Consider the following 6,252-nt stretch of genomic DNA (forward strand, 5'->3'; position numbering starts at 1 on the left):
CTTCACACCTCACGCAGTTTCAACGGTTGTTGTTCGGCAGCCTTGCGCGCCAGGCCCTCAAGCAAAAAGCGCTGCCAGTTGGCGTGCTGATTGACGTACAGGCCTTCATGGGTGAATTCGGTGCCGGTCAGTGCCGGTGCGATGCCAATGGTCTCGCTGTTGCGAGTCGGGCCTTCGACCCACTTGCCCTGGCCGCGGGAAATATCGCTCCAGCGCTCCAGGCGCGCCTGGAAACCACGCTGGGCTTCACGGAACTCCACCAGGTCGTCGGGGGTGCCCATGCCGGACACATTGAAGAAGTCTTCGAACTGACGAATGCGGTTTTCCCGATCCGCATCCGACTCGCCGACGACGCCCAGGCAGAAGCTGTTGATTTCTGTCTTGTTCCAGGCCAGCGGGCGGATGATCCGCAGCTGCGAGCTGATCTGGTCGAGGAAGAACATGCTCGGGTAGACGTTGAGGTTGCGCAGGCGGTGCATCATCCACTCGGCCTTGCCCTGGCCGTGTTCCTGGATCAGGCGCGGCATGATGCTGGCATAACCCGGGCGCACGGCCGGGTTGGGCATGTCGCTGAACAGCACGCTGTGGCCATTGTGGAAGGCGAACCAGCCGTCATCGGTTTCCTTGTCGCCTGCGCCCAACTTGCTGTAGTCCAGGGTGTCGCTCGCGGTCAGGCCTTTCTCGGCATTGACCTGTTGGCGGTGCTGAACGGTGGCTACGTAGTTGTAGTGAACGGTGCTGACGTGATAGCCGTCCAGGCCGTTCTCGTTCTGCAGTTTCCAGTTACCGTCGTAGGTGTAGGCCGACTTGCCCGGCAGGACTTCGAGCTGACCGGTCGGCGACTGCGCCACCATCATGTCGAAGAACACCTTGGCGTCACCGAGGAAGTCTTCCAGGGTATCGGTGCCCTCTACGTTGAGGCTGACGAACACAAAGCCGTTGTAGCTTTCGATACGGGCTTTTTTCAGGCCGCGGGTGGCCTTGTCGAAACCTTCGGGATACTCGCCCGGCGCCTTGACCTTCACCAGGCGCCCGTCGCTTTTGTAGCACCAGGCATGGAAGGGGCAGGTGAAGGTTGACTGGTTGCCCTTGCCGACGCGGGTGAGGGTGGTGCCGCGGTGCTGGCAGGCGTTGATCAGGGCGTTGAGGCGACCCTCACCGTCACGGGTAATGATCAGTGGCTGGCGACCGGCCCGCATCGTCATGAAGTCATGGTTATTGGCGATCTCGCTTTCGTGACAGGCATAGATCCAGTTCTTCTCGAAAATCAGTTCCATTTCCAGATCGAACAATTCCGGATCGGTAAACATATCGCGGGCAATGCGATAAACACCGTCTTGCGGGCGGAAGTCCAGGCAACTTTCGATATAACTTTTCCACTGTTCGACACTTCGTGCAGTTGTCATTTCCCAGTCCTCGGCCAATGGGCTAATTCGTGCCTTCATTTAATGACGGGGTGGCCGGCAGGGTCTATCCGCTTATTAGTGGAAACCCATCCGGAAAATAAGCCCTGATACGCAGCTGTTGACGATAAATCCCCGTAAACACGGGCTTTCATCGCGATCGCTGGCTGAGCAAACGGCTATTTGTCGTTCAGTAACGGGATAGCCGCTGATGAACTTGTTACGGCTTAATTTCAATCGAAGCACCACCAGAGTGTCTCGCTTCAGGTCACTAAAACTGCCATTGCTCATGGCCCTGGGTTCTGTACCCGAAGTGCCTTCTATTCATGTGTTGCTATATAAGCGGCAGGGGGAAGAAATAATATGTTGCATAAAGCGTGGTTAGTTCGGGGGGTTCAAACAGTTGGCTTGTTGACGCCATTGTTGGCACAGGCAGATGTAGTCAGTGACAGCAAGCTGACGTTGGGTACCCGCAACTTTTACCTTGATCGGGATTACAAGGAGAACAACCCGCCCCATTCGCGAGTGGGCAGTTGGACCCAGGGTTTCGACCTGCGTTTTGCCTCCGGCTATACCGATGGCCCGCTGCAGTTCGGCCTCGATGCAGAGGCGCAGTATGCCTTTCGACTGGACGGCGGTGGCGGGCGTGGCGATGACACCATCATCCCGTACAGCCAGAGTCGTCAGGAGCAGGCCGATGAATATGGCCGTGGCGGTGTGACGCTGAAAATGCGCTATTCAAAAACCGAACTGAAAGTCGGTGAGTTGCGGCCGTTTCTGCCAGTGGTGATCATTGACGACTCGCGCCAGTTGGTCACGACCTATCGCGGCGCCTTGCTCGAGTCCAAGGAAGTCGATCGTCTGACATTGACCGCCGGACGCCTGACGGAAATCGGCGCGCGTAACTCCTCCAATTACGAAAAACTGTACCTGCAGACCGGCTCCGGCGTGCGCCACGGCAGCGACGGTCTGAACCTCGCCGGCGCCAGTTATGCCTTGACGCCCTCAGTGACCGGCACCTACTTCTACGCGCAACTGCAAGACATCTATCAACAGCACTATCTGGGTATCACTCACCTGGCGGATCTGGGTGACGGTTATGGGCTGAAGACCGACTTGCGTTACTTCAATAACAACGAAGATGGCGAGGCCCTGTACGGAAACATTGATAACAGCTCCTACGGTGCCATGACCTCGCTCAAAAAGGGCGGCCATCGATTCGGCGTGGGCTACCAGCGCATGCTCGGCGACAGCAACTTTCCGACTTTGGGTGGTTATGTACCCCAGCCGTTTCTGGTGAACTGGTCGCGGGTAGGGTTCATCAAGCCCAACGAAAAATCCTGGCAGCTGCGTTATGACTTCGATTTCGCCGCCCTCGGCGTACCGGGCCTGAACTTCATGACCCGTTACTTCAAGGGTACTTCGGTGGACCGTGGCGACAACCTCAGCCAGGCAGCGGAGCAGGAGCGTAACCTGGTGCTGTCTTATGTGGTGCAAAGCGGTCCGCTCAAGGGCGTGGGTGTGGAAGCCGGCAATGTTGTCGCCAAATTCAGCCACGGCAATGACTGGGTGGAGAACCGTCTGATCACTACTTACACCTGGAAATTTTGGTAACGTCCTGCCCTCAAATCGAACGCGGTTGTGCGCTGAAGTGACGCCTTGGGTAGCGCATTACCCTTGGCGTCGACCTTTATCGGCACTGTTGCCGTGTGCATCAACGACGCGCAACGCGTTCAATATCCAGATTGTTTCCGATTACTAGCCAAAAAATGCGGATATCGCTTGTTCGCGCCGGCTGGGCACAGCCCTTGCAAATCCAATGAGAATACGCGCCGAAGAGCGTGTCGATGTCCATTGCCGTGGGTGTACTGAAATGACTGAACCAAATGTTGCCCAGTTTCGAGATATCCGCATAGATCGCTACGACCTGGCCGGTGCCCGCGCATGGATGGCCGGCATTTGCGGGCCACATGAGTTGCAGACCAGCCAGCCGAACCGGATTCAATTTCACCACAAGGCCAATGTGTTCAAATCCATGTCCACGACCTTGGGCCGGATGGAATACGGCACCGACGTGACCATCGGCGTCGAAGATGCCGAACACCTCAATTGCTACAGCCTCAGCCTGCCGATTCGTGGCGAGCAAGAGTTGCTCAAGGACGGTCGCCGGTTGTACTCCAATCAGGACCAGGGCCTGATCGTCACCCCCCACGAAACCCAGTCACTGACCATGGCCGGTGACTGCCACAAGATCTCCGTGGTGATTACCCGCATGGCCATGCGACAGACCCTGGAAGGCATGCTGCAGCGCCCGTTGGAAATGCCGCTGAAGTTCGAGCCGGTGATGGACGCGGTCAACGGCGCCTCTGCCTCCTGGTGGCGGCTGGCCCGTTACTACATCGATGAACTTGAGCGCGGCCAGGATCTGTTCAATCAGGTGTTCTTCACCCGCGATATCGAAAGCGCGCTGATCAAGGGCCTGATCCTTTCGCAGCCCAACAACTACAGTGCTGAACTGCGTGACCAATTGGGCGCCAAGTTGCCGTACTACTTGATACGCGCCAAGGATTTCATCGAAAGCAACGCCCGCGAAGACATGCACCTGGAGGACATCGAGGCGGCAGCAGGCGTGTCCCGCTTCAAACTGTTCGAAGGCTTTCGCAAACACTTCGGCGTCTCGCCCATGGCTTACCTGAAAAAGTATCGCCTCGGCGCGGTGCGCCAGGAAATCCTCGAAGACGCCTCGGTGCGCAACATTTCGGTGATCGCAATGTGTTGGGGGTTCTCGCATCTGGGTCGGTTCGCCAGCGAATACCGCAAGCTGTTCAACGAAACGCCGAGCGCCACCTTGCAACGCAGCGAAGCCCGTCGCAACCGGTCGCTTTGAAATGACGACTTTACACGCCGCCACCGCCAACAGCGTGGGCCTGAACTTGTCGCTGATGTGCCGCGAGCCGGTTTTCACCAGCCGTTCGGCGCAGGAAACCCAGCGTTTGATGGGGCAAGCGCTGGTGGAGCATGAGCTGGATTGGCCACGGGGCGGTGTCGACACGGCGTTCTATCGCGGCCAGGTCGCCAGCTGCGAACTGTATGCGTTGCGCTACGGTGGCCAGGTGGAGATCCGCCCGCGGCCTTTCGAAGATTTCGTGCTGGTACAGATGCCACTGCGCGGCAGTGCCACCCTTGAGTCCGACGGCATGGGCTATGGCGTCAGCCCCGGAGAAGTGGCGATTCTGTTCCCGCGTGAACACGCACGTGTGGTGTGGGAGGAGGGCTGTGAGCAACTGATCCTCAAATTGCCACGGGCATTGCTCGACGCCAGCCAGAACGCGCTGGCCGACGATTTGCCATCGGACTTCACGCTGGCGCCGGTCAGCCGCCTGCAACGGCCCCTGGCGATGCGCTGGTTTCGACTGGTCAGCGAATTGCTGGAGCATCTACCCGATGGCGAAGCGAGCGCTACGCCTTCGCGCTGGTTGCAGCATCTGGAGCAGAGCCTGCCGCTGTTTCTGCTCAGCCATTGTGGTATTACACAGCAAGAATCCTCGTCGCCGCGCCAGCCCACACGCCAACTGCAGAAAATCGAAGCGTGTATGCGCGAGCACCTTGCCCAGGGCATTACGCTGGCAGAATTGGCGGTTGCCGTCGGGGTAAGCATTCGCAGCTTAAATACCTTGTGCCAGCGCGAATACGGTCAAAGCCCTATGGACCGCTTGCGCGGATTACGCCTGGAAGCCGCTCGGGAGTACTTGCTGGCGAGGCCCTATTCCAGCGTGACTGAGGTGGCGCTGGAATTTGGCTTTGGCCATGTGGGGCGGTTTGCCAATTACTATCGGCAGCGGTTTGGAGAGTTGCCAAAGCAGACGATGAAGTCTCAGGCATGAGCAGGAAACGCGAGCACAAAAAAACCCGCCATAAGGCGGGTTTTTTTGATGGCTGGAGATTTTGATCTCCGAACCTTGTCTGGCTCCACGACCTGGACTCGAACCAGGGACCCAGTGATTAACAGTCACTTGCTCTACCAACTGAGCTATCGCGGAATGGCGCCTATGTTACTGATTCAAAAAGAGAAGTCAAGCGCCCGATAATAACTTCCGCGATTCATGGGGACGGACGGTGGTTTATCGGTGATTGGCGGTTACCAGAATCACTGGCGGGGTCTACCATGGCTGCCCGGAAGTGGTTACACGCGCTGCCGGCCATTCGCCGAAAAGGTACGCGCCATGTCTCGTTTGACCTCCACAACGCCTCGAAACCACGAGGTGCCTGCATGAGCATCACCCAGATCAGTCTGCCCAAAGGGGTTGGTCCGCACGCCGAAAAACTCTTCGACGCAATTACCCAGGCCAGCACCTCTGATGAGTTGAATCGCGCCGGTGGCAAGGCTGAAGGGTTCGTCCTGGGCCTGGAAAGCACCAAGGCGATCAAGAGCCAGGTTGCCGAAGCGCTTTACGTCGCCTATGACGACGCCGCCAGCCAGCGCGCGACCGAGTTGGCCTAGCCGCCGAATGTGATCGTGCCAAGCATCAGTTTGGCATACAGCGCCGTGGCGCCCAGTTGCACCAGCCACAAGGCCAGACCGCCGAGAAATACGCCGGCAGCGACTTGCATCACCAGGTTGTTGCCGCGTTGTTTGGCCGGGGCGCGAGGGATGAAGCGATCCAGGTCATCCAGGTCATCGCGGTCAGCACGCAGGTTGTCGTTTTTCATATCGGCTCTCATAAGACATCTCAGGTACAAACGCAAAAAAAACCTGTAGATACTCTGTTCACGGTCAAGCTTTCGCGAGATGTTTTTCGCTAAAAAGCTTGGCCGTATTAAATTCTTCTCCGGAACGCATGCACGCCCA

6 protein-coding genes and 1 tRNA gene are annotated in these 6,252 nt (G+C 57.8%); 4 read left to right on the forward strand and 3 right to left on the reverse strand.

What is annotated here, in order from left to right; genetic code table 11:
* Window positions 1–2: 2 nt before the first annotated feature.
* Window positions 3–1,406 carry an anthranilate 1,2-dioxygenase large subunit gene (gene antA, locus ASD60_RS27845; protein ID WP_056857105.1) on the reverse strand — a complete coding sequence of 468 codons (1,404 nt, stop codon included), beginning with the start codon at window positions 1,404–1,406 and terminating at the stop codon, window positions 3–5.
* Window positions 1,407–1,766: 360 nt separating this feature from the next.
* On the opposite strand from antA, the gene ASD60_RS27850 reads away from it, so the two are divergent.
* The 3 genes from ASD60_RS27850 to ASD60_RS27860 all read left to right on the forward strand — a co-directional run bounded on the left by ASD60_RS27850 (window position 1,767) and on the right by ASD60_RS27860 (window position 5,287).
* A complete protein-coding gene (locus tag ASD60_RS27850) occupies window positions 1,767–3,017 on the forward strand; it encodes an OprD family porin (RefSeq protein ID WP_056857092.1) in 1,251 nt (416 codons plus the stop codon).
* 259 nt (window positions 3,018–3,276) lie between these two features.
* Complete coding sequence (locus ASD60_RS27855) at window positions 3,277–4,290, forward strand: AraC family transcriptional regulator (RefSeq protein ID WP_177336616.1); 1,014 nt, start codon at window positions 3,277–3,279, stop codon at window positions 4,288–4,290.
* A 1-nt stretch (window position 4,291) separates the two neighbouring features.
* Window positions 4,292–5,287: an AraC family transcriptional regulator gene (locus tag ASD60_RS27860; protein WP_056857093.1), complete on the forward strand. Its 996-nt coding sequence runs from the start codon at window positions 4,292–4,294 to the stop codon at window positions 5,285–5,287.
* A gap of 80 nt (window positions 5,288–5,367) precedes the next feature.
* On the opposite strand, the gene ASD60_RS27865 is transcribed toward ASD60_RS27860, so the two are convergent.
* Window positions 5,368–5,443, reverse strand: a tRNA-Asn gene (locus ASD60_RS27865).
* Window positions 5,444–5,673: 230 nt separating this feature from the next.
* On the opposite strand from ASD60_RS27865, the gene ASD60_RS27870 reads away from it, so the two are divergent.
* The gene (locus tag ASD60_RS27870; RefSeq protein ID WP_056857094.1) at window positions 5,674–5,904 is read left to right on the forward strand and encodes a hypothetical protein; all 231 of its coding nucleotides are present in this window, start codon (window positions 5,674–5,676) and stop codon (window positions 5,902–5,904) included.
* Here the strand turns inward: ASD60_RS27870 and ASD60_RS27875 are convergent.
* Window positions 5,901–6,113 (reverse strand): hypothetical protein, encoded by a 213-nt coding sequence (locus ASD60_RS27875; RefSeq protein ID WP_056857095.1) that lies wholly within the window; start codon window positions 6,111–6,113, stop codon window positions 5,901–5,903. The two genes, ASD60_RS27870 and ASD60_RS27875, sit on opposite strands and share 4 nt — an antisense overlap.
* Window positions 6,114–6,252 lie beyond the last annotated feature (139 nt).

The organism is Pseudomonas sp. Root562, from assembly GCF_001427125.1.
Classification (GTDB): Bacteria; Pseudomonadota; Gammaproteobacteria; order Pseudomonadales; family Pseudomonadaceae; genus Aquipseudomonas.